This is a genomic window from Mumia sp. ZJ1417 (assembly GCF_014127285.1).
Taxonomy (GTDB): domain Bacteria; phylum Actinomycetota; class Actinomycetes; order Propionibacteriales; family Nocardioidaceae; genus Mumia.
On sequence record NZ_CP059901.1, the window covers coordinates 3090297 to 3115799 of the forward strand.

The window sequence follows — 25503 nt, forward strand, 5'->3', positions numbered from 1 at the left end:
CGTGGCAACCCCAGACGGACTCGCAGGCCGACGTGTGCTCGTGACCGGTGCCGCACGCGGCATCGGAGCGGCGCTGGGTGTACGCCTCGCCGAGCGCGGCGCGCAGGTGGCCCTTCTCGGCCTCGAGCCGAACGCGCTCGCCACGACCGCCGCACGCGCGGGCGACGCTCCCTGGTTCGCGTGCGACGTCACCGACCGGGCGGCGCTCGAGGAGTCGGTCACCGCCGCGGTCGCGGCGCTCGGCGGCCTGGATGTCGTCGTCGCCAACGCCGGCATCGCCGCGCAGCTGCCCCTCGTCGGCGGCGACCCGTACGTCTGGGACCGGACCCTCGCGGTGAACCTCACGGGCGTGTACGACACCGTGCGCTTCGCCGGGCCGCACGTGAGCCACGACCGCGGGTACGCCCTGCTCGTCTCGTCCCTCGCCGCGGCCGTGCACCTCCCGCTGATGGGCGCGTACTCCGCGTCGAAGGCCGGGGTGGAGGCGCTCGGTGACGCGCTGCGGATCGAGCTCGCACCGAGCGGTGCCCGCGTGGGGGTCGCCTACTTCGGCGAGCTCGACACCGACATGACCAGCCGCGGGTTCGGCACCGAGGCGGCGACCAGGCTCGTCCGCGGCACCCCGCTCGGCCGGGTCGCTCCGCTCGACCACGCGATCGATGCCCTCGAGCGCGGGATCGCCCGACGCTCCCGCGTCGTCATGTCGCCGCGCTTCGTCCGCGCGGCACTGCCCGCCCGCTCGGCCGTCCAGCGGGCGATCGAGCGCACCCTGCGTCGTTCGCGCGTACGCCATGCGCTCGACATCGCGCGTCACGAGGATGCCTCGCTGACCACACCTCAACCCGGGCGGTCTGCCGTACGGCGCGAGCCCGAGGACGTCGTATGACGTCTCCTCCTCGCGTCTCACCCGGGGGTCGGCGCGACCTCGGTCTGCTGAATGCCACGCTCGCCCGAATCGCCTCGCGCGTCGTCGGGGTCCGCGATGTCCACCTGTTCTCCGTGCTGGGTCGCACGCGCGGCCTCTTCCGAGGCTGGCTGCACTACTCGGGACGGCTCATGCCGTTCGGGACGCTCCCGCGCCGTCAGGCCGAGCTGGTGATCCTCCGGGTCGCCGCGCTACGGGAGTCGGCGTACGAGCTGGACCACCACAGGCGTCTCGGCGCGCGCGCAGGCCTGCGTGCCGAGGAGATCGCGGCGGCCACCGATCCCGATGGCCGGTGGCCGTGGGCGGAGGACGACCGGGTACTCCTCGACACCGCCGACGCGCTCGTCCGCACGCGCGACGTCGACGACGTGACGTGGGAGGCGCTGGCCGCCCGGTTCTCGCCGCGCGCGCTGGTCGAGATCGTCCTGCTGGTGTGCCAGTACGACGGCCTTGCGACGACCCTGCACACCCTGCGCGTCCCGCTCGATGTGAGCGCAGGCCGGGCCGGAGCTCAGAGTGCCGGACGCTTGCCGCTGTAGAGCCAGGCGTCGAACAACGTGTCGAGCTGCTGACCGCTGACCTTCTCGGCGAGTGCGACGAACTGGGCGGTCGTGCCGTGACCGTCCTTGCGCTCGCTCACCCACCGCCGCAGCAGCGAGAAGAACGCGGCGTCGCCGATCTCGCCACGCAACGCGTGGGCGGTCATCGCGCCGCGCACGTAGACCTCGTAGTCGAAGATGTGGTTGCGGCCGGGCTTGCCGATCGGGAGCCGCCAGAACCATGCGCCCTTGACCGAGTACCAGGAGTCGAAGACCGTCTCGACGTCGTCGAGCCCGCGCGACTCGTCCCACATCCACTCCATGTAGGTGGCGAGCCCCTCGTTGAGCCAGATGTCGCGCCACCGACGCAGGGAGACGGAGTTGCCGAACCACTGGTGGGCGATCTCGTGGGCGACGACCGACGTGTTGCGCCGCGCGTCGAGGCTCGAAGCACGGCGGAAGAAGGTGGAGTCGTAGACCGGACGCGCCTGCGTCTCGAGCGCGAACTCGAGCGGTGCCGAGGTGACGACACCGCCGAGGTCGGCGTACGGGTACGGGCCGAGGTGGCGGCTGAGGAACGCGGTCACCTGCGGCGTCGCGCGCAGCGAGCGGATGGCGCGTCGCCGCAGCGCCGGGCTCATCGCCTTGTCGTACGCATAGAGGTAGCGGACGCCGTTGACCTTGCCACGGTCGATGCGGAAGCGTCCCCACGCCGCGAACGCGAGGTAGGTCGCCATCGGCTTGCGCATGACCCAGCGCCACTGGTTGCCACCGGCAACCGCGCGGTGGCTGGCGAGGCGTCCGACGCTCAGCGCCTGCTGGCCGCGAGGCGCGCGCAGCCGGATGTCGAACGTCGCCTTGTCGCTCGGGTGGTCGTTGCTCGCGAACCACCACGGCGCGACCTGGGGCTGGCCGACGGCAACGGCGCCGCTCTTGGTCGTCAGGAAGGGGGTGACCCCCTTCTCGCGCACCGACGCCGGCCGCCCTGCGTAGCGCACCGTCACGACGAACCGCGCGCCCTTGCGGATCGCGCGAGCGGGCGTGACGACGAGCTCGCGACCGCGCTGGGTCAGTCGTGCCTTCCGTCCATCGACGCGCACCGACGAGGCATCGAGAAGCAGGTCGAGGTTGAAGCGGGTCAGCCGCTTGAAAGCGACCGCGCGGATCCGGGTCGTCCCCTTCAGCCGTGCGCGAGGCGCGTCGTACGCCGCGTTGATCCGGTAGTGGCGAACGTCGTAGCCACCGTTGCCGTGACGCGGGAAGTAGGGGTCGCCGGCGCCCGGTCCACCGACGGTGCTGTCAGCAGCCGAGGCCGTCGGGGCAACGGCGACCGTGGCCGCGACGAGGACGGCCGTCACCATGGCGAGGAAGGGGCGCATGCCCGGAACATTACGGCGTCACGCCGACGGCTTGCTCGCCCACTCACGAATCTTGTCGATGCGCGCACGGAGGTCGTCCGCCGACGCGCTCGCGGCCGGCGGACCGCCGCACGCCTCGCGGAGGCGGTTGTGGGTGACGCCGTGCGGCGCTCCGGTCCGGTGGTGCCACGCGCCGACCAGCCCGTTGAGCTCGCGACGCAGCATCGCCCGCAGCTCGTGCGCCGTCGGCTCGTGCAGCTTCGGCCCCGGGGGCGGCGCAGGTGCCTGCTCGTCGGCCGCTGAGGCTGCGGCCGCCGCGGCCGACGCACCGGCCGCGCGCTCGGCCCCTCGCGAGCGCGCGTGGTGCAGCAGCTCGCGGACCTGATCGGGCTCGAGCAGCCCCGGGATGCCGAGGAAGTCCATCTCCTCCTCGGAGCCGACGGCGACCTCGCCCTCGTGGCCGAACTCACCGCCGTCGTACAGCACACGGTCGAACGACGCCTCGCTGTCGAGCGCCTCGAACGAGAACTCCTCGAGACCGCCCTCGGACTCGGTCGCCTGCGCGGCCGCGATCAGCGCGTCGTCGAGCGCATAGGGGTCGTCGGGGTCAGCGTCCGGGCGACCGAGCACGTGGTCGCGCTCGATCTCCAGCTCGGCGGCCAGACCGAGCACGCGCGGCACGCTGGGCACGAACACGGTCGCCGTCTCGCCGCGCCGCCGGGCCCGGACGAAGCGGCCGACGGCCTGGGCGAAGAACAGGGGCGTCGAGGTGATGGTCGCGTACACGCCGACCGCGAGCCGGGGCACGTCGACGCCCTCGCTGACCATCCGGACCGCGACCATCCACCGGTCGTCGGAGTCGGCGAACGCACTGATCCGCGCGCTGGCCTCCTTCTCGTCGGAGAGCACGACCGAGGGCCCCGTGCCGGTGATCTCCCGCAGGATCTTGGCGTAGGCACGGGCGGAGTTCTGGTCGCTCGCGATCACGAGCCCGCCAGCGTCGGGGACGTGGCGCCGCACCTCGGACAGCCGCTTGTCGGCGGCGGCGAGGACGGACGGGATCCACGAGCCCTTGGGATCGAGCGCCGTACGGAGCGCCTGCGCGGTGAGGTCCTTGGTCATCGGCTCACCCAGGCGGGCGGCCACCTCGTCGCCGGCGCGCGTGCGCCACCGCAGGTCGCCGGAGTAGGCCATGAACAGCACCGGACGGACGACCCCGTCGGCGAGCGCCTCCGAGTAGCCGTACGAGTAGTCGGCGACGCTGCGGCCGATGCCGTCGGAGCCCGGGGCGTACGTGACGAAAGGGATCGGGTTGGTGTCGGACCGGAACGGCGTGCCGGTCAGGGCAAGACGACGCGTCGCCGGCTCGAACGCCTCGCGGACCGCGTCGCCCCACGACAGCGCGTCACCGGCGTGGTGCACCTCGTCGAGGATGACGAGGGTGCGGAAGCGTTCGGTGCGCAGCCGGTAGGCCGTCGGGTTCGTCGCGACTCCGGCGTAGGTGAGCGCGAAGCCGCGGTAGTCCGACGCCATGGCACCGCTGCGTCCGTTGAACGACGGGTCGAGTGGGATGCCCGCCCTTTCGCCCGCCTCGGACCACTGGGTCTTGAGGTGGTCGGTCGGCGCCACGACGACGACGCGTTCGACGACGCGTGCCTCGAGCAGCTTCGCGGCCACCGTCAGCGCGAAAGTGGTCTTGCCCGCCCCAGGGGTCGCGACCGCGAGGAAGTCTCGCGGGTTGCGCTCGCCATAGAGCGTGAGTGCGTCAGCCTGCCACGCGCGCAGCTTGGGGGCGGTGCCCCATGCTGCACGATCGGGATAGGCCGGTGGGAGATGCGCGGCCCCGGACATCAGCGGCGATACACCCGCCAGAGCTTGCGCATCCGGTCGATCTGACCGGGCGTGAAGTGGTGCATGCACCGGTCGTACGAGTAGTCCATGAAGTTGTGGATCGGGTCCAGTCCCGGTGACGGGCAGGTGTCGCGGCCCTTGGGGCACTCGAAGCTCGGGACCCGCTCGGCGGGTGTGTCAGCGACTCGGTCGTTCTTCTTGCCGCAGCCGCCGTGGAACGTGTGGTAGAGCCCGAGCCAGTGGCCGGTCTCGTGGACGGCCGTGTCGCCCTTGTTGTAGCCGCGGAACCGTCCGCCCGGCATCGAGTCCTTGTGGATGACCACACCGTCCGTCGCGAGCTTCTTCTTGGCGCGCTGCGGGAACGTCGCGTAGCCCAGGAGCTGGAGACCCCCACGCTCGGTCGGCGCACCGATGTAGAGGTTGAGGTCGCGCTTCTTGCCGCGGTGGAGCTCCTTGCGCATCTTGCGCGACGCCTTGGAGCCGAGTGACGCGTAGTACCACGACTTGTTGACGGCGGTGTCGACCTTCTTGACCGAGAACCGGAACCGGGCGCTGCGGGCCTGGCTCCACTGCTTGCCGGCGTAGGCGCGGTTCATCACCTTGATCTGCCGCCGGATCTTGGCGCGGCTGACGGCCTTGGCCTTGGTCGAGGGCTTGATCACGTGGACGTACACGCGCACCTTGATGCGGTGGGGCGCGTCGCCCCGGGCCTCGGGGCTCGTGCGGGCCGAAGGGTCCGCAGCGAGACGGCGCTCGAGGTCCCGCTCGTACGCTGCGGCCGTCGCATCTGACGGCTCAGGGCCGCGGACGACGCCGTCGAGCCCCTTGAGCGTGCGTGCGGACAATGCCTCGGCGTCGCCAGGGTCGCAGGCGTCGTGAGAGGTGTGTCCGTCGCCCTCTGCGGGGTCAATGCCCTCTGCGGCGGCCGCGGGTGTCGTGGCCGCTCCCGACAGGACCGAGCCGCTCAGCAGCAGGCTGCTGCTGGCCACGAGGACGGTCAACAGCAACGGCAGCGCGCGACGTCGGCCGCGCTCAGTCATCGCCACCGGCGTCGTCAGCGTTAAGCGACGCCCAGATCTCCTTGCACTCCGGGCACACGGGGAAGCGCTGCGGGTCACGACTGGGCACCCAGACCTTGCCGCAGAGCGCCACGACAGGCGTGCCCTCGATCATCGCCTCGGTGAGCTTGTCCTTGGGGACGTAGTGCGAGAAGCGCTCGTGGTCACCGTCGTCGAGACGCGGTTGCGTACGGACGTCCTCGGACGTCTGGGCTCCGGGGCTGAAGGTGGTGGACACCTCCGCAGTCTATGTCAGGCAGGTCGTCCGCCCCAGTCCGTCGACACGCGGGTGTGGACGGCTCAGTTCATGTGGGGATCGTCGGGGAAGGTCGAGAGCATCGCGAGATCGCCGCCCTGGCGGCGCAGCACGTCGCGCCACAGGGCCTCCGGATTCGGCGAGAGGAGATCTTCGGCAAAGCCGTCGACGACGACCCACGAGCCCTCTTCGATCTCCTCCTCGAGCTGACCCGGACTCCAGCCGGCATACCCCGCAAAGACGCGCACACCGCGCAGTCCGACGTGCGTGCCGGCCGCGGGGATGTCGAGGTCGACGAGCCCGACGCGGTCGTACATCTCGCGCCACCCGTCCGGCGTCTCGACACCTGCCGAGGCCATCACGCCGATGGCCAGGGCCGAGTCCGACGACACCGGCCCGCCCGAAAAGACGGCCGACGGGCTCGCGACGAGGCTCGACCACTCCGGCAGGACGTCGGAGACCGACGCGTCGAGCGGTTGGTTGAGGATCACGCCCAGCGCGCCGCCCCCATCGTGGTCGAGGACGGCCACGACCGTACGGAAGAACGGCCCGGCGCCGAGCAGCGGCGTCGCGACGAGAAGACGGCCCCGGTACGAGCGGTGACGTGGCGACAAGTCGTCAGGCGTCTCGGCCGGCTCTTGCTCGGTCATCGGGGCCTCCTCACGCCGTCCGTCGCTCGCCTCTCAGCGTACGCCGTGCCACACCGGAACGCGGGCGTCCAGGCCGTAGGATGACGGAACCGTTGACCCACTGCCCCGAGGACGAGATGGCCGACACCGAACACGAGGGCGAGCTCACCGTCGACGAGCTCGCTGCGCGCGTGGGGATGACCGTACGCAACGTCCGCGCCTATGCGAGCCGTGGACTCCTCGACCCTCCGCGACTGGAGGGACGGACGGGCTACTACCAGCGGTCGCACGTCAACCAGCTCAAGCTGGTCCGCACGCTCCTCGATCGCGGCTACACCCTGCAGGCCGTCGAGAAGGCGCTGCAGGACAAGCCGTCCGCGACCGCCGACTACGCGCTCGACCTGATCGGCGTCCTCGACTCCCCTCTCGCCCGCGAGCAGGAGCCGGAGATGATGTCGCGCAGCAGCCTGATCGCGCTCACCGGCGTCCCCCGCGGCACCGACCTCGTCGAGCGGATGGTCGACGCCGGGCTGGTCGCGGTCGTCGACGACGACACCCTCGAGGTCTATCGCCCCGACGTGGTCCGCGCCGGGGTGTCGGCGATCGCCATGGGCCTGTCGCCCGAGACCGTGCTCGAGCTGCTCCCCGCGCTCTCGTCGCCGCTGCGCACGGTGGCCGACGACCTCGTCGCCCGCGTCCGCCACGACATCTGGCAGCCGTTCGCGCAGCGCGGGATGCCCGAAGAGGAGTGGAACTCGGTCGTCACGTCGATCGCCAACCTCCTGCCCGTCGCGGCGCAGGCCGTGGTCGCGGTCTTCCGTGACGAGCTCGGTCACGCGATCGATGAGGCGCTCGGCGAGGAGCTCGCGGCGCTGGCGGAGCAGAAGCCCGCGAGCTGAGCCCCGCAGGCCTCGCTGCGAAGAGACGACGGCCCCACCCGACGCTGGAGGGAGGGACCGTCAGGTGGGGCCGACCTCTGGGGTCGATGCTAGGTCGCGAGGCGGGTCACAGCCCACCCTTGTGGCGTGTGATGTCGCTCGCTCAGCCGCGGACGGAGATGCCACCCGCACCCTGGGGCACGAGCTCGACGAACACCTTGCCGGGCTCGAGCACGACCGGCTTGCCGCCCGCGACCAGCCGGACCGGCGCGCCGGCGTTCTTCTTGCTCCAGCGGGCCTCGAGCATGGTGCCGCCGTGGAGAACGACGGCCTTGCCTTTGCCGGTGAACACCGTCTCGGGGACGGGGTTGCCAGCCGGGTCGCGGTAGCCCGCGTCGGCCTGGCGCGTGAACAGCACGAGCACCGTGTCCGGGGAGAAGTCCTTGCCCTTCTGGGCGTGCCCGTTGACGCGCGTGTAGCGACCATCCGCGTACTTCCAGCGGGTCGCCGAACCCCGCGAGAAGCGGACGTCGAACGAGGTCGCCTTCTTCTTCGCAGCAGTCGGTGTCGCGCCGAACGGGAGGTAGGGGGCGGGGATCGCCGCCTTGCTGGACGCGTGCTGGTCGGCGTAGGCGTCGAGGTCGAGCAGCCGGTCGTACGGGGCACTCTTGGCGGAGTCTCGCGTGAGTGTGAGGTTGCCGGTGTCCTCGCTGTGGAAGTCGACGCCGGCGGCCTTGATCTTGCGGACGGCGACACCGGCGCCGCCGGAGGCGATGAGATGCCCACCGGTCGGCTTCACGAGCGCGATGTCGGTCGTACGGGTCGACCGTACGTGCCCGACCTTGTCCGGAGTCTGGGAGTAGAAGAATGCCGCGAGACGGGTCAGCCCACCCTCGACGAGCTCCTCGACGACCATGTCGGCCTCGGACAGCCCGTACTGCGGAGCACCGGCGGCCGTGTTCTCGATCTTGACGAGGAACGCGGGGTGGTCGGGCAGTCCCTTGGGCGCCGCCTTCCCGGTGAACGGGTTGGCACGGATCAGCGTCGCGGCATCACGGCTCGCGTCAGGCGTGTCGGGCGTCGGCTCCGGCTCGGGATCAGGCGAGCTCGAGCACGCAGCGACGAGGGCGAGCGCAGCGAGGGCAGCGGTAGCGCGCGCGGTCGCGCGGAGGTAGTTGCTCACGGGCATGCTCTCCATGGTGGAGCAGGGCCGGTGCCAGGTGTGGCACCGGCCCTGCCGTGTCGGTCTCGAGGGTCGTACGTCAGGCGCGCAGACGGACCGTGCCGGCGGACCAGCCCTTGGTCCAGATCCGCTCGACCTTCACGCGGCTCCCGGAGTAGGGCGCGTGGAGGATGCGGCCCTTGCCCCAGTAGATGCCCACGTGGTACTTGCGGGATCCGCCGAAGAAGACGAGATCGCCCTTGCGGATGTTCTTCTTCTTGATCTTGCGCACGTGGCGGTACTGCGAGTTCGCGGTACGGGGCAGCTTCACGCCGGCCCTGCGGAACGAGTACGACGTGAGACCCGAGCAGTCGAAAGCGCCCGGGCCACTGGCGCCGTAGCGGTACGGGTCGCCCTTCTGGCGGGCAGCGACGCGCGAGGCCTTGCTGATGCGGGCAGCACGGCGCTTCTTGGCGGCGACGCGCTTGGCCTTCTTGCGGGCCTGCTTGGCCTGCTTGGCCTGCTTGGCGGTCGGGGTCTTGGCTGCGGTGGTCTTGGCGGCCGCCATCTTGGTCGACGAGGTCGACGCCTTGGCGGTGGCGGCCTGCGACTCGCCGGCGGTCGAGACCACCATGACGAACGCAGCGAGCAGTGCGATGGGCAGCGCGACGAGGCGATGCATCCGGGGGTTCGCGAACATGAGTGCGTGGTTTCCCTTCCACGCCTGCGAAGTGAGCTGTCGGATTAGGGCCGAAGGATGGCCCTGCCCTTGCGGGCTTCACCCCGAGCACGCATGACCGCGGACGGTCTTCGTGCAGAGTTGGTTCCTCCGCTCCTGCCCCTGGGTGGGGGTCGATGATGGGGGCGTGTGCAGGTGGGGCAGGACTCGGCGTTTCCCACACACGATGTTCAGTTGTCGAGCCTCCGGGTCGCGTTCTCGGCTGGCTCATGTGAAGTTGTCCAGGCCCGTAGTCGAGCCGCGGGTCACCATAGACACGATTCGAGCCGAGTCTCAAACCCCCCCAAGCCATCACAAGACGTACATGGGCACCTGTCCAGGTACGGACCCCCTGAGATCACAGGGATCGAACGGGGTCGTCGTGAAGCCGCTCACATTGATCTCGGTTATGCATCGAGACGGTAACAGAATGGTTACGGCCGCAACGGCAGACTTGCCGGAACGGTCAGTTATCCGGCCAGTGCACGCAGCGTTGACACTGCGTTGATGACGGCTGCTGCGACACCGTCGAAATCAGCTCCCGACACTGCAGCGAACCGCACCGCCGTCTGGGCGACCTCCGGCTCCAGTCCGAGCGCAAGCAGCACCGCTGACGGCTCGTCCGAGCCGGCCGCACAGGCAGATCCGCTCGAGCAGACGATGCCGTGGTCGTGCTCGAGGGCGAGGAGCACCACCTCCCCTGAGGTGCCGGGGAAGCAGAAGGACGCGTGGCCGGGGAGGCGGTGCTCGGCGTGTCCCGTGAGGAGTGCGCCGGGCGCGCCCTCGAGCACCTCGCGGACGAACGCGCCCCGCCCCGCGGCCAGGTCGGCACGCTCCTCGTCGCACCCTGGCCCCGTCGCCAGCCGCACAGCGGTCGCGAGACCGACCGCCGCCGCGACATCCTCCGTACCCGACCGGCGACCGCGCTCCTGCCCTCCGCCGTGCACGAGAGGCTCCAGCGCGACCCCTCGGCGTACCCAGAGCGCCCCGCTCCCCTTGGGCGCACCGAGCTTGTGGCCGCTCAACGACAGCGCGTCCACGCCGAGATCGGCCGGATGGACCGCGACGGCCCCCATCGCCTGGACGGCGTCGGTGTGCATCAGCGCGCCGGCCCGGTGGGCGATCGCGGCGAGCTCGGCGACCGGCTGGAGGCTCCCGATCTCGTTGTTGGCGAGCATCACCGAGACGAGCGCGGTGTCCTCGTCGATGACATGCGCAGCCTCCGCGAGGTCCACCACGCCGTCGCCGTCGACGCCGAGACGGTGGACGTTGAAGCCGTGGAAGCGTGCCAGGTAGTCGCACGCCTCCAGGACCGCAGGGTGCTCGACGACCGAGGTGACGATCGCGCGACCGCGAGGCCGTGCCAGCGCCAGGCCCTTGACCGCGAGGTTGTCGGCCTCCGTACCGCCGGCGGTGAAGACGACCTCGGTCGGTCGGCCGCCGAGGGCGGTCGCGACCTGTGCGCGCGCCGCGGTCAGCGCACGGGCCGCGGCGTCGCCGAGCCCGTGGCGGCTGGACGGGTTGCCGAACTCTCCCGTGAGGTACGGCCACATGGCCTCCAGCACCTCACGGCGTACGGGTGTCGTCGCCGCCGCGTCGAGGTAGCGCACCTCAGCTCGCCACCTCGACGTCCAGCCCGAGGTCGAGGGCGCGGACGGAGTGCGTGAGTGCGCCGACGGAGATGAGGTCCACACCGGTCAGGGCGACCTCCCTGATGCCCGGCAGGGTAATCCCGCCGCTGGCCTCGACGAGCGCACGCCCGGCGATCGTCGCCACCCCCGTCCGCAGGTCCTCGAGCGAGAAGTTGTCGAGCATGATCGTGTCGACCCCTGCGGCGAGGACCGCGTCGATCTGGTCCAGCCGGTCCACCTCGACCTCGAGATGGACGGTGTGCGGGAGCCGTTCGCGCGCGACCCGCAGCGCCGCCGTGATCTGCTCGGGGTCGTCGCCGAGCACGGCGAGATGGTTGTCCTTGGCCATCACGGCGTCCGACAGCGAGAAGCGGTGGTTGTGCCCGCCGCCGCACGCGACCGCGTACCGCTCGAAGGCACGCAGGCCGGGCGTCGTCTTGCGGGTGTCGACGATGCGGACGCCCGTGCCGGCGACGGCGTCGACGTACGCGCGGGTCTGGGTCGCGATGCCTGACATCCGTTGGGCGAAGTTGAGGGCGACTCGCTCGGCGCGCAGGACGGCGCGGGCGCGGCCCTCGACCGTCGCGACGACCGTACCGGGCTCGAGGAGATCGCCGTCGCGGAGGACGAGGTGCACCGTCGTCGCAGGGTCGACCTGACGGAAGGCCGACTCAGCGACCCGTGCGCCGGCAAGGACACCGCCCTCACGGGCGACAAGGACGGCCGACGCCCGCGCGTCTGCAGGGACGAGCGTCTCGCCCGTGAGGTCGCCCCACGGAGCGTCCTCCTCGAGCGCGGCGGCCACGGTCTTCTCGACGTGAGCCTCGGTCAGCACGGGTGTCCTCCCTTGCGCACCCACGACAGGTGCCGGTCGAAGGCGTGGTCACGCTCGGGATGGTCGGTACGGAAGTGGGCGCCACGCGACTCCTCACGGGCGAGCGCAGCCATCACGACGACTCTCGCGACCTCGAGGAGGTTCGCGTCCTCGTACGCCGCGGTGGTGCCGTCGACCACAGCTCTCCAGCCGGCGAGGGTGTCGGCCGCCGCGGCGAGAGTCTGACCGTCACGGACCAGGCCGGCCGCGGCCCACATCGTCGCCTGGAGCCGCGCACGGTCCACAGGTGTCGCCGCAAGAGCCGGAGGAAGGTCCTCGTACGGGCTCGGCTCCCCGTCCCAGGGCGCGGGCGCCTGGACGCCGAGCGCGGCGACGCACCGGCGAGCCATCACCGCCCCCTCGAGCAACGAGTTGGAGGCGAGCCGGTTCGCGCCGTGCAGACCGGTGCAGGCCACCTCGCCGACGGCGTACAGTCCGGGGACGGTGGTCCGGCCGTCGAGGTCGGTCCGGACGCCCCCCATGAAGTAGTGCGCAGCGGGAGTGACGGGGATCGGATCCTCGTCCCAGCGCAGGCCATGCGCACGGCACCGGGCGTCCAGCCCCGGGAACCGGCGCGCGAGGAAGTCGGCCCCCAGCGAGGTGGCGTCGAGCCGGACGGGCTCTCCACCCTGCTCACGCATCACGCGGGCGATCTCGCGGGCGACGACGTCACGAGGGGCGAGCTCAGCGTCGGGGTGGGCCTCGCGCATGAACCGGTGCCCCCGCGCGTCTCGGAGGACGGCCCCCTCCCCGCGTACGGCCTCCGAGATCAGGCCGCCGCCCGGGACCGCCAGGCGCGTCGGGTGGAACTGGTACATCTCGAGGTCGCCCACGACCGCGCCAGCGCGCATCGCAACGGCGAGGCCGTCCGCGGTGGCCACCGCGGGGTTCGTGGTGTGGGCATAGAGCTGGCCCGCTCCCCCGGTCGCGAGCACGACCGCGTCGGCGACGAGCGTATGCGGCGGACCGCTGGGGTCGCCGACGATCGCGACCCCGGCGACGACTCCGTCGTTCACGACGAGATCGGTGACGAACGTGTGCTCGCGCACCTCGACGTCGCTGGCGTGCAGCCTGGCGACGAGCGCGCGGACGAGCTCGGCCCCCGTGGCATCGCCCGCGGCGTGCAGGATGCGTGGCGCCGAGTGCGCTGCCTCCAGCCCGAGCGCGAACCGCCCGTCGTCGCGATCGAAGCGGGTGCCCCACCGGACGAGGTCGGCAACGGCGTCGGGGCCGCCCCCGCACACGGCCTCTGCGACGGCGCGGTCGACGAGGCCTGCGCCCGCCGACAGGGTGTCGGCGACGTGGGCGGCGACGGAGTCCTCGACACCAGGACGTGAAGCCGGGTCGAGGACGACGGCGACACCCCCCTGGGCGTACTGGGTCGTCGACTCCGTGAGCGCTCCCTTGGTCACGAGGACCACGTCGTGGCACGCGCTCGCCTCGATCGCTGCGGTCAGGCCCGCGATGCCCCCGCCGACCACGACGACGCGGAGCCGCCGTCCGGCCGCCGCACTCATGCGCGCTCCGGCGGACGGGCGGCCAGCATCCGCTCCAGCGCGACCCGCGCGCCGGCGGCGACGTCCGCGCCGACCGTGATGCGGTTCTCGACCCGTCCCTCGACCAGACCTTCAAGGACCCAGGCGAGGTAGCCGGGGTGGATCCGGTACATCGTCGAGCACGGGCAGACGACCGGGTCGAGGCAGAAGATCGTGTGCTCGGGGTGCTCGGCGGCGAGGCGGTTGACGAGGTTGATCTCGGTGCCGATCGCGAACGTCGTCCCCGCGGGCGCGGCCTCGACGGCCTTGCGGATGTAGTCGGTCGAGCCTGCCTCGTCGGCGGCGTCGACGACCGGCATCGGGCACTCGGGGTGGACGATGACGCGGACGTCCGGGTGCTCCGCGCGCGCCCTCTCGATCTGTGCGACCGTGAAGCGCTTGTGGACCGAGCAGAAGCCGTGCCACAGCAGCACCTTGGCCTCGAGGAGGCTCTGCTCGTCGTTGCCGCCGAGGGGCTTGTGGGGGTTCCACATCGGCATCGCGTCGAGGCCGACCCCCATCGCCTTGGCGGTGTTGCGGCCGAGGTGCTGGTCGGGGAAGAACAGCACGCGGTGCGCGCGCTCGAACGCCCAGGTCAGGACCGTCTCGGCGTTGGAGGACGTGCAGACGATGCCGCCGTGGTCGCCGCAGAAGCCCTTGAGCGCGGCGGACGAGTTCATGTAGGTCACCGGGATCACAGGGACCTTGCCGTCAGCGTCGGGCTCGGTGCCGTACAAGGCCTCGAGCTCGGCCCAGCACTGCTCCACCGTGTCGATGTCGGCCATGTCTGCCATGGAGCAGCCAGCTGCCAGGTTGGGCAGGATCACGGCCTGCTCGGGGCGGGAGAGGATGTCGGCCGTCTCGGCCATGAAATGCACGCCGCAGAAGACGATCGCCTCGGCATCGGGGCGGGTGAGGGCGGCGTTGGCGAGCTGGAACGAGTCACCGAGGAAGTCGGCGTGCGTGACGACCTCGTCGCGCTGGTAGAAGTGGCCGAGGATCACGACGCGGTCGCCGAGCGTCGCCTTCGCCGCACGGATCCGCGCGTCGAGCTCGCTCGCCGACATCTGCGTGTATGCGGCGGGCAGGCCGCCCTGCCGTGGCGCGTCGGCGGGGATCGCGTCGGCCATCGACGCCCCGGGCCCGTACGACGGCGGCGCGAGGTCGAACGTCCACGGGCCGTCGGCCAGGTCGGGCGCGCAGGTGGCGCCAGGGGCGCTGCGGACGACAGTGTCGACAGAGGTCATGGTGGTGCCTTCCTGGAGGAGCCTGTCAGAGGCCCGTGAGAGGTCCGTTGTCCGCGAGGTCGTTGGCCTCGCGGTGGCGATAAAGCTTCGGGGGACGGTGGCGGCCACCGACGAGGTACTCCCCTGTCGGCTCGACGTCGCCGCTGGCCTCGACCTGCCGGCGGAAGTTCGCCGGGTCGAGGGTGCGCTGGAGGACGACCTCGTACACCTGGCGCAGCTGGGCCAGCGTGAACGTCTCGCCGAGGAACGCCTGCGCGATCCGGGCGTACTCCATCTTGGTCCGCAGGCGCCACAGGGCGTACGAGACGATCGTGCTGTGGTCGAAGGCCAGCTCGGGAGGGCTGTCGGCGGGGTGCCAGGCGACGTTCTCATCCTCGATGCCGCGCTCGGCCTCCTCGGGCCGGACGAGCGCCCAGTAGACGACCGAGATCACGCGTGGCCCCGCGGCGGACCGGGCCGAGCGCTCGACCCGGCCGAACGTGTAGAGCTGCTCGAGGTACGTCGGGCTCAGGGCGGTGGTCTCGACAAGGGTCCGGCGTGCAGTGTCGGCGAGGTCCTCGTCAGGCCGTACGGGGCCGCCTGGAAGGGCCCATCGTCCGGCGTACGGCTCACGGACGCGGCGTACGAGCGGCATCCACAGCGACGTGCAGTCCTTGGCGCTGTCGTGGCGCAGCGCGAAGATCACCGTCGAGACCGCGACGTCGATGCCTTCCACGTCTCCCCCTCGCCACGCCGACGGCGCCGCCTCTGCAGTAAGTGTCACCTTGACCTGAACACATAATAGTCACAAGCACCCTTACTCGCGACAGTGGGGCCCACCGAAGAATGAACGCGGCGAGGGATCAGGCGACGGCGCCGGCGCGGCGGCGCTTGTCCTCGTACATCCGCGCATCGGCGACCGCGAAGAGCGCGTCGGACGACAGCCCCTCGCTCGACGAGGCGACGCCCATGCTCAGGCCGATGCCGCTCTGCTCGACCGACGTCGGCAGGATCGCGACCGTGGCGGCGAGCTGCAGGCGGTCCATGACGAGCTGCGCCTCGACCGGGTCGGAGGAGGCGAGCACGATCGCGAACTCGTCACCGCCGATGCGAGCAGCCCGGTCACCGCTCCGGATGTTGGCGCGCACCAGGTCGGCGACCGCACGCAGCGCCCCGTCACCGACCGCGTGCCCGTGAGTGTCGTTGAGCTTCTTGAGGCGGTCGACGTCGACGAGGACGAGGCTGACGTCATCGCCGGAGGCGCCCGCGTCCGTGATCCACTCGTCGAACGCGCGCCGGTTGCCGAGCCCGGTGAGCGCGTCCTCGCGCGCCGCCTGTACCGCAGCCTCGTGAGCCCGAGCACGCTCGTAGCCCGCGATCGCCGCCCGCATCATCTCCAGGTCGCTGTGGTGCTGCTGGCGCCACGCCCACGCGATGCTGCGGCCGTAGCCGAGCCCAGCGCCGGCCGACGGGTATCCCATGGCGTCCGCGACCCGCAACGTCGCCCAGCGGACGTAGCGCTGCACGTTGAGGTCCTCGACACCATCGAGGCGGATCAGTGCGCGCCGTGCCTCGCGCTGGGCGTCAGCGATCTCGCCGACCTCGACGTACGCCACCGCCAGCAGCGCGGTCGCCTCCATCTCGAAGCCCGCGTACGAGGTCTCGCCCAGGTTGCTCCGGCACACGTGGAGCTCACCGATCCAGCGTGCCGGGTCGGACGGCCACGCAGCAGCCGCGCGAAGATACCGAGCCAGCGGGAACACCGAGCCCTCGACGTGCTCGGAGTCGGCGAGCGCCAGCGACCGCTCGGCCCACCTGACCACCTCGGCCCGCCTCCGCTCGACCTCCTCGTCGAGGTCGGGCTCCATGAGCATGTCGAGCTCCTTGGACCAGTGATAGTTCACCGTGGCGAGGTTGCGTGCATCGATCGCCCGGGAGCCGGCGAGATCGAGCACCCGCGCCTCGATTGCCATCGCGGCCTCGTAGTGCGGCACGGCCAGCTCGAAGAGGCCGAACTTCTCGTAGCCCTGCCCGACCTGCGTGTGCGCCCAGGCGCGCAGGCCGTCCGAGTACGAGCTGCGGAGCTCGTACTCGGCACGCACGAGATCGGCAACGGCGTCGGCGGGACGGTTGTCGTGAAGGACGGCCAGCGCACGGGTCGCGCACCCGATCGCGACCCATCCCGGCTCCCCCACGGCCAGACCCACGGCCTGGCAGGCGGCGGCGGCACGCGCGGCCTGGCCGTTCGCGCCCTGCTGGATCGCGGCGAGCGCGAGGACGTACTCGGTGAGGGCCCGCAGCTCTGACGGCTCGCGGCCAAGATCGCGGAGCAGGTTCTTCATCGCACCGACGGCAGAGGCACTCTCACCGGCGCGGATCCCCGCCAGGGCAGTCGTGAGGCGGGCGGCGTGGGCGGGCGGGATCGACGCGTCCATCCTCACTCCTTCCCGAGCACTCCATGGCAGTATGGCCGCTTCGGTCCGAATTGGTCCGAGGTTTACATGGAACTGCACACGAAGGTTCGCCTCGAGCGTGATTGTACGCTCGCGCCCACTACTCTGGACCCGATGATCCGATCCCCCCTTGCCCGCCGGATCGCCGTGAGTGCGTCGATGGTCGTCGTTCTCGCTGGATGCGCCGGGGTCCCCCGATCCCCCGCTGGCACGGCCGAGCCGACGGGCGGTTCGACAGCTCCGCGCCCGTCGGCGTCAGCGTCGACGCCATCCACCATGTCCCTGCCGGTCCTGGTCGGACAGGTGTTCATGACGGCGACCGAGCCTGACGCGGCCCAGCCCGAGACCGTCGAGGCCCTCACCCGCCACCACGTCGGCAACGTGATGTTGCGCGGCCGCGGCACCGACGGCGTGAAGGCGACCGCCGACGTGGTCCGTACGCTGCGCCGCGCGGCCGACGACCACACCGGTGGGCTCCCGCTCCTGGTCGCGACCGACCAGGAGGGCGGGCTCGTCCAGGTGCTGCGCGGTCGCGGTTTCACCGAGATCCCCCGCACCACGACACAGGGGAGCTGGTCGCCCGCGACCCTGCAGAAGCAGGCAACGGCGTGGGGCCGTGAGCTGCGCGCCGCAGGGGTCGACCTCAACCTGGCGCCGGTCCTCGACACCGTCCCCAGTCCGACGTTCGCCGAGCGCAACGCGCCCATCGGCTACTTCGACCGCCAGTTCGGGTTCACACCCGCCGACGTCACCCGCCAGGGCCTCGCGTTCCTCGACGGCATGGAGGCGGCCGGGGTCATCGGGACCGTCAAGCACTTCCCTGGGCTCGGGCGCGTGACGGCCAACACCGACACGGCAAGCGGCGTCCGCGACACGGAGACGACGGCGACCGACGCCTACCTCGAGCCGTTCCGCGCTGCGATCGCCGCCGATGCGAAGGTCGTCATGATGTCGACGGCGTACTACGACAAGATCGACCCGCACGAGTCCGCCGCGTTCTCACGCCCCGTGATCACCGGGCTCCTGCGCGAACGACTCGGGTTCGAGGGGGTCGTGATCTCCGACGACCTGTCCGCAGCACGGCAGGTCTCCGACCGTCCCCCGGCCCGCCGGGCGGTCGACTTCCTGCGCGCGGGCGGCGACCTGGTCCTCGCCATCGACCCCGCGCACATGGCGGAGATGACGTCGGCGGTGGTCGCCGAGGCCGAGAAGGACCCCGCGTTCCGTACGCGTGTCGAGCAAGCGGCCGCGAGGGTGGTCTCTCTCAAGCGGGAGCACGCGGCCGGCTGACCGTCAACGGTCCCGCAGTCTCCGGAAGACGTTCGTCTTGGCCAGCTCGAAGATCTCGTCGCCCCGTCCGTTGAGCACGGTCCGCAGCGCGTACAGCGTGAATCCCTTCGCCTGCGCCGCGGTCACCGCCGGCGGGATCGAGAGCTCCTGGCGCTCGACGATGGCTTCGACGAGCGCGGGTCCTGGCACCGCCAGCGCTTCCGAGATCGCGTGCGGGAGCCGTTCGGGCTGTTCGACACGCTCACCGTGCATCCCCATCGCGCGCGCGACGGCGGCGAAGCTCGGGTTGACCAGGTTCGTGCCGAAGTTGACGATCCCCGCCGCCTTCATCTCCAGCTCGACGAACGCCAGCGACGCGTTGTTGAAGACGACCATCTTCACCGGGAGCCGTTGCTGCACGAGCGTGATCATGTCCCCCAGCAGCATGGACAGGCCGCCGTCGCCGCACAGCGCCACGACCTGCCGGTCCGGGTAGGCGACCTGAGCGCCGATCGCATGCCCGAGCGCGTTCGCCATCGTCCCGTGGGTGAAGGACCCGACGACAGACCGACGCCCGTTCATCTCGACGTAGCGGGCCGTCCAGATCACCGGCGTCCCCACGTCGCACGTGAAGACCGCGTCGCCGCTGGCCAGGTCGGACACGCTCTTGGCGACGAACTGCGGGTGCAGGGGCCCGTCCTTGCCGGGCGCCGCCAGCTCATCGAGCTCGCGGCGAGTCTTGGCGTAGTGGCCGACCATCTTCTGCAGGTGGGCGTCGTCCGAGCGCGGGTTCAGCAGCGGGGTGAGCGCCCGCAGGGTCTCGCGTACATCGCCGACCAGCCCGAGGTCGAGAGTGGTGCGACGCCCCAGCTGCTCCCCGCGCACGTCGACCTGGATGACGGTCGCGTGCTCGGGATAGAACTGCGGGTACGGGAAGTCAGAGCCGAGCACGAGCAGCACGTCGCACGCCTCCATGGCGCGGTAGCCCGACGAGAACCCGAGCAGCCCGGTCATCCCCACGTCGTACGGGTTGTCGTACGCGACGTACTCCTTGCCACGCATCGCGTGCACGATCGGCGCCTTGAGCGCCTCGGCGATGCCGACCAGCTCGTCGTGCGCGCCCGCGCAGCCCGCCCCGGCGAGGATCGTCACCCGCTCGGCGCCGTCGAGGATCGCCGAGGCCCTCAAGAGATCGGTGTTGGCGGGGACGACGAGCGCACGCGGCGCCTCGATCGTCTTCGGGGGGCGCCGCCCCGCGGCCTCGGCCTGCATGACGTCGCCGGGGACGACGACCACTGCGACACCGCGTTCGGAGATCGCCGACCGCATCGCGATCTCGAGGATCCGGGGAAGCTGCTCGGGCACCCCTGCCATCTCGCAGTAGACCGAGCACTCGCGGAACAGCTCCTGCGGGTGCGTCTCCTGGAAGTAGCCGCTGCCGATCTCGACGCTCGGGATGTGCGACGCGATCGCGACGACCGGGACTCGGCTGCGCTGCGCGTCGTACAGGCCGTTGATGAGGTGCAGGTTGCCCGGTCCGCAGCTCGCGGCGACCACCGCGACCTCGCCAGTCAGGTGCGCATCGGCCGCCGCGGCGAAGCCGGCAACCTCCTCGTGACGGACGTGGATCCAGTCGAGCGTGCCGTCCCTGCGCAGCGCGTCCGTGAAGGCGTTGAGGGAATCGCCGGGGAGGCCGAACACCCGGCGTACGCCCGCGGCCTTCAGCGTCTCGATCATCACGTCCGCTGTGCTCGGCATCGCTCGCTCCCCCGGTCGGCCGGTCTGCTCCTCGGCCATCGTGACCCGGCAGGCGCGACTTCGCCGGTCGAGACTTCGCCGGTCGAGACGGAATGCCCGCGCGTGACCTGACGCTGAACTCGACGTGGACACCGCACCCATCTCCGCGCGCCTCGCCAGGGTCGACGACCAACTGGCGGCGCTGCGGCGCGACCACGCGGCGATCCTCGCGGCGTCGGAGGCGTCCAACGCCGATGACGAGCACGATCCTGAGGGCGCGACGATCGCGTGGGAGCGCGAGCAGGTCGCCGCGCTGATTGCACGGCTCGAGGAGGACCGGGCTCAGCTCACTGCCGCGGCCGAGCGGGCGCGCGACGGGACGTACGGCCGCTGCGAGCGGTGCGGGAGGGAGATCCCTGCCGAGCGCCTGGCCGTACGACCCGCCGCACGCACCTGCGTCGGGTGCGGCTGACGACAGGCCGTACGACGTGCCGTCAGCGACTCTTGTTGGCGGCGATCCGACTGCCGAGGAACCCGGCGTACGCCAGGAGCCCCACCGTCGCGATCTTGCGAGTACGACGCGAGAGCAGCCCGAGGCCGATCGCGACCTCCGTCGCTCCGTTGCGCTTGATCCAGGTGCCGGTGTCCTTGGGGAACGCCGCCGCCGAGATCGGCTCGAACGTCTTCGGTGAGACGAAGTGGGCCGCTCCGGTGGCAGCGATCGCGGTCCCGGTGAGCGCGGCAAGCTTGGCCATGTGTGTCCTCCGATGTGTCGTGGCTCACCGTGACCGTACCGAGGGTGCATCGCGCGGACAAGGCTGGGCCCCAGCCCCTCCTCGCTCTACGCTGGGTCCCGGACCGATCGCGTGACCGAGGAGAGCCAGCCATGGGGATGTTCCGGAGCAAGGGCGGACCGGAAGAGGCTAAGAGCATCACCTCCGGCCAGCCGTACGAGCCCGACCTCAAGGCGGTCACCGAGGTCGTGACGTCGACCTCGTTCGGGGTCACCTGGCAGATCGACCCCTCCGCGCCGCGCCCCGTCGCGCCCGACGCGGCCGCCGATCCAGAGCCCGAGGACGAGGCACCGCAGAGGGAGGACCTGGCGGACGGACTGCGCGAGTGGCTCCGCGAGCGCACCCAGCGCGAGTCCGAGGGCCCGTCCGAGGGCCCGTCCCAGGGCGAGGCGACGCCGCAGGACTGAACCCGTACGCGGTCTACCATGGTTGCGCGTTCGGGGCACCCCGGTCCCGGCGACGTCCTCGGGAGCCCTCCATGCTGTCCTCTTCCCCTGCCCGCTGGCGCCTGCGCGCGCTCGTCGTGGCGCTCGTGGCCGCGCTCGGGCTCTCGATGCTCGTCGCCGCCCCCGCCCAGGCCGCCGCCGGCACGGTCAGCGGAAAAGTACTCGCCCAGTCGCCCGGAGGTACGGCGTCCGGCGCCGTCGGTGTCGGAGTGGGCCTCTACCCGGCCACGGGTGGCGGCGGCGCGGTCGCCTCGACTGCCACCGGAGCCGGCGGTTCGTACACGATCCCCGGTGTCCCCGACGGTCGTTACACGGTCCGCACGTGGAGCCCTCCCACCGGCTACGCCGCCGAGTACTACGGCAACGCCTGGTCGGTCTACGACGCCACGGTGATCGAGGTGAAGAACGGTGCCGCTCTCGTCCTCGGCGACATCGTCCTCGAGAAGGCGGGCTTCATCCGGGGCACCGTCAAGGACGAGTTCGGCATGCCTGTCGCCGGCGCGTCAGTCAGCTTCCGCGAGTCGGAGATGTCGGGCGGCTACGGCGTGACGACGGATGCCAGCGGCGCGTACGAGAGCCAGTCCGGCGACGATTCGAAGGACCTTGTCCCCGGCGACTACTGGGTGAGCGTCTCCGTCTACGACGACTCCAACAACGGCTGGCCGTACTACTACGTCGATCAGCGCGTCGTGGTGTCCCCTGGTACGACCACCACGTTCGACGTCAGGCTCCAGGAGCGTCCCACCGTCGACTTCACGGTGCTGGGCCCCGACGGCAAGCCGCTGGTCGACGCGCCGCTCCTCATCCATGTCTTCTCCAACGGGGCTTGGGGTCCCATCCAGTCCGGTCCGCACATGACCGACGACGAAGGCCGCTACCGCTTTACCGACGGCGCCGAGGCATACAAGGTCTACTTCGGGGTTCCCGCCGGCTACACCGGCGCCGCCGTCGGCCAGTGGTGGAAGGACGCGGCGAGCGTCGCCGGCGCGACCCCGATCACGTTCCCGACCCGCCAGACGCATCTGAGCCACACCGTGCAGCTCGCCGCACCGAGCACGCCTCCCACACCCATCGCGGCAGCGACCCCGCGCATCACAGGCTCCGCACGCACCGGTCAGGTGCTCCGCGCCATCCCCGGCGCGTGGGCACCGGCGGGCGTGAGCCTGCGCTACCAGTGGCGGGCCGACGGCATGGCGATCGCAGGCGCGACCGCGCCCACCTTCCGCGTCAGCAACGCGCACGCCGGCAAGCGCTTCACGGTGACCGTCACCGGTTCGAAGTCGGGCCTCGCCTCCGTCGCACGGACCTCGGCCCCGACCGCCCGCGCCATCGGAACGCTCACTGCGACGACGCCGAAGATCTCGGGCAAGGCCAAGAAGGGCAAGAAGCTCACGATCAAGGCCGGTGCCTGGGGTCCGGGCAGGGTCCGGCTGTCGTACCAGTGGTTCCGCAACGGCAAGAAGATCACCAAGGCCAGGAAGGCGTCGTACACGCTGACCAAGCGTGACGTCGGCAAGCGCCTCACCGTCAAGGTCACCGGGACACGCACCTCGTACGCGACCGTGGTCAAGACCAGCAAGAAGACCGCGAAGGTCAGGAAGTAGCGGAGCCGCGCAGAGTCCGTCTGGCGACCAGATCGCCTTGCCGCCGTACGCCAGGGTCCTGGCGGGCCGAGGCCCGCTCGATCACGAACCCGTGCGGCGCGAGCAGGCCCCCGAGTGCGTCGGCGGACCAGTAGTACGCCGTCGTCACCGCGTGGTCGAACGCGGCGCGAGCCTCGCCCTCGAAGAACCCGAGCAGCAGGGATCCTCCGGGGGCGAGGACGCGGGCGAACTCACGCACGATCGCCGGAACGTCGGCCGGTGGGGTGTGGATGATCGAGTACCAGGACAGAATGCCGCCGACCGATCCGGTCGCGAGAGGCAGCGCGGCGAGATCGGCCCGCGAGAGGTCGAGGAACGCGGACCGCCCTCGTGCCGCGTCCAGGAAGCGAGCCGACGCGTCGACTCCAACAACGTCCCGGCTCCCACCGCGCGAGAGCATCTCGGTCCAGTGCCCGGGGCCGCAGCCGGCGTCGAGGATCCGTCCGTCGACGCCTGCCTGCCAGCGTTCGATCGTGTCCCGATCCTGCTGCGCTGCCTGATCGACCGACCCGAACAGCGCGACGTACTCGTCCGCTCGCGCGTCGTACGCGCCTCCAATGTCCGCCATGGTCACTCCGGGAGGCTATCGCGCGCGCACGGGTCGGGGCGCGTAGCCGCATCCCGCGACGAGAGACACCGAGGCGCTCCCGGCCGTCAGCCGGGAGCGCCTCTGTGATGCGGGGACCTCATGGTGGAGCTGGCGGGAATCGAACCCGCGTCCTTCAGCGCAGAGGTAGGACTTCTCCGAGCGCAGTCTGCTATGTCGTTTTCTCAGCCCCGACGCTCGAACAGACACGTCGTCGACAGGCTCAGTCGCTGTGAATGTCCCCTGTCAGTCCCGCGACCGGACTAACAGAGCAAGCCTCCTAGCTGAGGCCGGTGACTGGGACGGAGGCGTTCCCAGGCCGACCCTTCACTTAGCTCGCCTCAGGCGGCGAGAGCGAAGTCAGTGCGCTTAGAATCGGCACTTATTGATTTCCAAGGAACGTTTACGAGATGACCTTGGATTCTCGGCTCGCTTCTCCTACGTCGTACGACCAAAGTCGAAACCGATCAGCCCCGCTGTGTAGTTGTCCCTGAAGGGTACCTGGTCCAACCGCCTCGAGACGAACGGTATTCCGGCTCACGCGTCGAACAGGGCCAAGCCGTTGCGCCACAGGACGTCACGCAGCCAGTCGTCACCCAGATCGAGCCGTACGAGGCCCTCGACCTGGTGCGCATACGCGTACGGGATGTTGGGGAAGTCCGAGCCCAGCAGCACCCGCGGCTGCAGGTCGCGCAGCCGCGCGAGAAGGTCGCGCGGGTACGGGGCGGTCTCTTCGGTGAAGTCCGTGAACACCATCGTGGTGTCGAGCCGCACCTGCGGATAGCGCTCGGCCATCGCGAGGAAGTCCTCGTACTCGGGGATGCCCATGTGCGCGACGATCATCGGCAGGTTCGGGAAGGCAGCCATCACCTTGCCGATCAGCTCGGGCCCCGTGTACGTCCCCGGCGCGGGTCCTGATCCGGCGTGCACGACGACCGGCGTCTGCGAGTCGCTCAGCGCACCCCACACGTCGTCGAGCAGCGGGTCGGTCGGGTCGAAGTCGCCGACCTGGACGTGGGTCTTGAACACGTCGACGCCTGCCTCGATCCGGGCCCGCACGTACGAGGCGGCCTCGGGCTCGGGATAGAACGTCGCCGACCGCAGGGCGTTGCCGTGGGCAGCGGCGAACTCGGCCGACCAGGTGTTGAGGTACTCGGCGATCCCCGGCTTGTGCGCGTACGGCAGCGCGGAGTAGCGCAGGACGCCGATCCGCCCGAGGTAGTCGGCGCGCTCCTCGACCGGCCAGCGATAACGGATCGGCCAGGGCCGTCCCGTCAGCGGACCGACCGCGTCGAAGTAGCCCCACACCTTGTCCATGACCCGCGGCGGGAGGAAGTGGACGTGGGTGTCGAACAGCCCGGGGATGCCCAGCTCCGCGGCGAATGCCGGGAGGTCGGCGTCCTCCAAGGTCATCCGGGCATGCCCTTCACCTTGCGCCCCACCTCAGCCTGGACCTCGCGGGTGGCTTGGCGCTCGGCGATCGCCTGGCGCTTGTCCCAGGCCTTCTTGCCCCGGGCGACAGCGATCTCGACCTTCGCGCGGCCCGACACGAAGTAGAGCGACAGCGGCACGAGCGTGACGCCCGGCGTCGACGTGGCCTTCTCGATCTTCTCGATCTCACGACGGTGCAGCAGCAGCTTGCGCTTGCGGCGCGCGGAGTGGTTGGTCCAAGTGCCCTGCGTGTATTCGGGGATGTGCACCCCGTGGAGCCACACCTCCCCGTTCTCGATGTCGGCCCAGCCGTCGGTGAGGTTGGCCCGCCCCTCGCGCAAGGACTTGACCTCGGTGCCGGACAGCACCATCCCCGCCTCGTACACGTCGTCGAGGTGGTAGTCGTGCCGCGCCTTGCGGTTCTGCGCGATCAGCTTGGTGCCGGTCTCCTTGGCCATTCCCCCATTGTCCCTGTCCTGTCCAGCACATTCACGGGCGGGCACG

General features: G+C 70.9%; 25 protein-coding genes, 1 other RNA gene and 1 riboswitch. Of the genes, 7 read left to right on the plus strand and 19 right to left on the minus strand.

Features of this window, described 5'->3' with window-relative positions; genetic code table 11:
- The first annotated feature begins 1 nt into the window (after window position 1).
- Both H4N58_RS15070 and H4N58_RS15075 read left to right on the plus strand, forming a co-directional pair.
- Complete coding sequence (locus H4N58_RS15070; RefSeq protein WP_208322875.1) at window positions 2-886, plus strand: SDR family NAD(P)-dependent oxidoreductase; 885 nt, start codon at window positions 2-4, stop codon at window positions 884-886.
- Entirely contained in the window at window positions 883-1464 is a 582-nt protein-coding gene (locus tag H4N58_RS15075; RefSeq protein WP_167249944.1) for a carboxymuconolactone decarboxylase family protein, read from the plus strand. Before H4N58_RS15070 ends, H4N58_RS15075 begins: the two co-directional genes overlap by 4 nt.
- Here the strand turns inward: H4N58_RS15075 and H4N58_RS15080 are convergent.
- From H4N58_RS15080 to H4N58_RS15100, 5 genes are all read right to left on the minus strand, one after another.
- Window positions 1437-2843 carry a M1 family metallopeptidase gene (locus tag H4N58_RS15080; protein ID WP_167004660.1) on the minus strand — a complete coding sequence of 469 codons (1407 nt, stop codon included), beginning with the start codon at window positions 2841-2843 and terminating at the stop codon, window positions 1437-1439. The two genes, H4N58_RS15075 and H4N58_RS15080, sit on opposite strands and share 28 nt — an antisense overlap.
- 18 nt (window positions 2844-2861) lie before the next feature.
- Complete coding sequence (locus H4N58_RS15085; RefSeq protein WP_167004662.1) at window positions 2862-4673, minus strand: DEAD/DEAH box helicase; 1812 nt, start codon at window positions 4671-4673, stop codon at window positions 2862-2864.
- On the minus strand, window positions 4673-5713 hold the full coding sequence (locus H4N58_RS15090; RefSeq protein WP_167249942.1) for a zinc metalloprotease: 1041 nt from the start codon (window positions 5711-5713) through the stop codon (window positions 4673-4675). The genes H4N58_RS15085 and H4N58_RS15090 overlap by 1 nt, the downstream gene beginning before the upstream one ends.
- Complete coding sequence (locus H4N58_RS15095; protein WP_167004666.1) at window positions 5706-5969, minus strand: DUF3039 domain-containing protein; 264 nt, start codon at window positions 5967-5969, stop codon at window positions 5706-5708. The genes H4N58_RS15090 and H4N58_RS15095 overlap by 8 nt, the downstream gene beginning before the upstream one ends.
- Before the next feature lie 62 nt (window positions 5970-6031).
- Window positions 6032-6637 carry a YqgE/AlgH family protein gene (locus H4N58_RS15100; protein WP_167004668.1) on the minus strand — a complete coding sequence of 202 codons (606 nt, stop codon included), beginning with the start codon at window positions 6635-6637 and terminating at the stop codon, window positions 6032-6034.
- 80 nt (window positions 6638-6717) lie between these two features.
- On the opposite strand from H4N58_RS15100, the gene H4N58_RS15105 reads away from it, so the two are divergent.
- Window positions 6718-7515, plus strand: coding sequence for a MerR family transcriptional regulator (locus H4N58_RS15105; RefSeq protein ID WP_167004671.1), 798 nt, complete (start codon window positions 6718-6720; stop codon window positions 7513-7515).
- A 142-nt stretch (window positions 7516-7657) separates the two neighbouring features.
- On the opposite strand, the gene H4N58_RS15110 is transcribed toward H4N58_RS15105, so the two are convergent.
- The 8 genes from H4N58_RS15110 to H4N58_RS15145 all read right to left on the minus strand — a co-directional run bounded on the left by H4N58_RS15110 (window position 7658) and on the right by H4N58_RS15145 (window position 17075).
- Window positions 7658-8683: a DUF3048 domain-containing protein gene (locus H4N58_RS15110; RefSeq protein ID WP_167004674.1), complete on the minus strand. Its 1026-nt coding sequence runs from the start codon at window positions 8681-8683 to the stop codon at window positions 7658-7660.
- Window positions 8684-8756: 73 nt separating this feature from the next.
- Window positions 8757-9356 (minus strand): C40 family peptidase, encoded by a 600-nt coding sequence (locus tag H4N58_RS15115; RefSeq protein ID WP_208322874.1) that lies wholly within the window; start codon window positions 9354-9356, stop codon window positions 8757-8759.
- A 6-nt stretch (window positions 9357-9362) separates the two neighbouring features.
- Window positions 9363-9524: riboswitch (cyclic di-AMP (ydaO/yuaA leader) on the minus strand.
- Between the two features lie 320 nt (window positions 9525-9844).
- The gene (locus H4N58_RS15120; RefSeq protein WP_167249940.1) at window positions 9845-10984 is read right to left on the minus strand and encodes a cysteine desulfurase family protein; all 1140 of its coding nucleotides are present in this window, start codon (window positions 10982-10984) and stop codon (window positions 9845-9847) included.
- A 1-nt stretch (window position 10985) separates the two neighbouring features.
- Complete coding sequence (nadC, locus tag H4N58_RS15125; RefSeq protein ID WP_167004680.1) at window positions 10986-11840, minus strand: carboxylating nicotinate-nucleotide diphosphorylase; 855 nt, start codon at window positions 11838-11840, stop codon at window positions 10986-10988.
- Window positions 11834-13396, minus strand: coding sequence for an L-aspartate oxidase (gene nadB / locus H4N58_RS15130; protein ID WP_167004683.1), 1563 nt, complete (start codon window positions 13394-13396; stop codon window positions 11834-11836). The genes nadC and nadB overlap by 7 nt, the downstream gene beginning before the upstream one ends.
- Window positions 13393-14661 carry a quinolinate synthase NadA gene (gene nadA, locus H4N58_RS15135; RefSeq protein ID WP_167004686.1) on the minus strand — a complete coding sequence of 423 codons (1269 nt, stop codon included), beginning with the start codon at window positions 14659-14661 and terminating at the stop codon, window positions 13393-13395. The genes nadB and nadA overlap by 4 nt, the downstream gene beginning before the upstream one ends.
- 25 nt (window positions 14662-14686) lie before the next feature.
- Complete coding sequence (locus tag H4N58_RS15140; protein WP_243843000.1) at window positions 14687-15376, minus strand: NUDIX domain-containing protein; 690 nt, start codon at window positions 15374-15376, stop codon at window positions 14687-14689.
- Window positions 15377-15503: 127 nt separating this feature from the next.
- Window positions 15504-17075, minus strand: a complete 1572-nt coding sequence (locus H4N58_RS15145) for a diguanylate cyclase (protein WP_167004689.1) — start codon at window positions 17073-17075, stop codon at window positions 15504-15506.
- A 132-nt stretch (window positions 17076-17207) separates the two neighbouring features.
- Here H4N58_RS15145 and H4N58_RS15150 point away from each other — a divergent pair, with 132 nt between their 5' ends.
- Complete coding sequence (locus H4N58_RS15150; protein WP_208322873.1) at window positions 17208-18383, plus strand: glycoside hydrolase family 3 N-terminal domain-containing protein; 1176 nt, start codon at window positions 17208-17210, stop codon at window positions 18381-18383.
- Between the two features lie 3 nt (window positions 18384-18386).
- On the opposite strand, the gene poxB is transcribed toward H4N58_RS15150, so the two are convergent.
- Window positions 18387-20120 carry a ubiquinone-dependent pyruvate dehydrogenase gene (poxB, locus tag H4N58_RS15155; protein ID WP_167004692.1) on the minus strand — a complete coding sequence of 578 codons (1734 nt, stop codon included), beginning with the start codon at window positions 20118-20120 and terminating at the stop codon, window positions 18387-18389.
- 124 nt (window positions 20121-20244) lie between these two features.
- Here poxB and H4N58_RS15160 point away from each other — a divergent pair, with 124 nt between their 5' ends.
- Window positions 20245-20571, plus strand: a complete 327-nt coding sequence (locus H4N58_RS15160; protein ID WP_167004695.1) for a TraR/DksA C4-type zinc finger protein — start codon at window positions 20245-20247, stop codon at window positions 20569-20571.
- Between the two features lie 22 nt (window positions 20572-20593).
- Here the strand turns inward: H4N58_RS15160 and H4N58_RS15165 are convergent, their stop codons facing one another.
- Complete coding sequence (locus tag H4N58_RS15165) at window positions 20594-20854, minus strand: hypothetical protein (protein ID WP_167004697.1); 261 nt, start codon at window positions 20852-20854, stop codon at window positions 20594-20596.
- Between the two features lie 131 nt (window positions 20855-20985).
- Here H4N58_RS15165 and H4N58_RS15170 point away from each other — a divergent pair, with 131 nt between their 5' ends.
- Both H4N58_RS15170 and H4N58_RS15175 read left to right on the plus strand, forming a co-directional pair.
- A complete protein-coding gene (locus H4N58_RS15170) occupies window positions 20986-21300 on the plus strand; it encodes a hypothetical protein (protein ID WP_167249938.1) in 315 nt (104 codons plus the stop codon).
- A 71-nt stretch (window positions 21301-21371) separates the two neighbouring features.
- On the plus strand, window positions 21372-22943 hold the full coding sequence (locus H4N58_RS15175; protein ID WP_167249936.1) for a carboxypeptidase regulatory-like domain-containing protein: 1572 nt from the start codon (window positions 21372-21374) through the stop codon (window positions 22941-22943).
- Here the strand turns inward: H4N58_RS15175 and H4N58_RS15180 are convergent.
- The 4 genes from H4N58_RS15180 to smpB form a co-directional block, all read right to left on the minus strand.
- Entirely contained in the window at window positions 22933-23550 is a 618-nt protein-coding gene (locus tag H4N58_RS15180) for a class I SAM-dependent methyltransferase (protein WP_167004706.1), read from the minus strand. The genes H4N58_RS15175 and H4N58_RS15180 overlap by 11 nt on opposite strands.
- Before the next feature lie 121 nt (window positions 23551-23671).
- Window positions 23672-24043, minus strand: a transfer-messenger RNA (tmRNA) gene (gene ssrA, locus H4N58_RS15185).
- Between the two features lie 62 nt (window positions 24044-24105).
- The gene (locus H4N58_RS15190; RefSeq protein ID WP_167004709.1) at window positions 24106-24981 is read right to left on the minus strand and encodes an amidohydrolase family protein; all 876 of its coding nucleotides are present in this window, start codon (window positions 24979-24981) and stop codon (window positions 24106-24108) included.
- Window positions 24978-25457 carry an SsrA-binding protein SmpB gene (gene smpB / locus H4N58_RS15195; RefSeq protein WP_167249934.1) on the minus strand — a complete coding sequence of 160 codons (480 nt, stop codon included), beginning with the start codon at window positions 25455-25457 and terminating at the stop codon, window positions 24978-24980. The genes H4N58_RS15190 and smpB overlap by 4 nt, the downstream gene beginning before the upstream one ends.
- Between the last annotated feature and the right edge of the window lie 46 nt (window positions 25458-25503).